The organism is Petralouisia muris, assembly GCF_004793545.1.
In the GTDB taxonomy this organism is placed as follows: Bacteria; Bacillota; Clostridia; order Lachnospirales; family Lachnospiraceae; genus Petralouisia; species Petralouisia muris.
Window position 1 is genome coordinate 1 of record NZ_SRYA01000264.1, and the last position, 425, is coordinate 425.

The 425-nt window shown below is 36.0% G+C and carries 1 pseudogene; it reads right to left on the reverse strand.

The features are described from left to right. Window positions 1-425, reverse strand: a pseudogene (locus tag E5329_RS29435) (ATP-dependent nuclease); the annotation flags it as partial.

Here is a 425-nt window from a genome sequence, read left to right on the forward strand (position 1 = left end):
CCGAATTCATATTAGTGCTGTCAATCAAAATGCTTCGTAACTTCTTTTTATAGCCAGTATATCCTTCATTCGCAAATGTTGAGAAACGAATCTTGTAATAGTCATATGGAAAATAATCATCCTGATCTTTTAAGGATTCTGTTATCTCATTTTGGAAATCAGGATTCGGTTCACATACAAGCCTGATTCCATCACAAATGATCCCATCAGAGTTGTTCTTGCCATTAACGTCATAGCTGAATTCGCCATTAAGATATAATTCTATGATCATTTTAGGCAAGTTATCATAAGTTCTTTGACTGGCATTGAATTCCTGAACCGCCTCAATATTAATCATGCGATCCAAGCCTATAGTTTCAACTCTATGAATGTTTCCGCTTGCAACGATATCTATTGCTTGAAGAATGCTGCTTTTCCCGGATTCA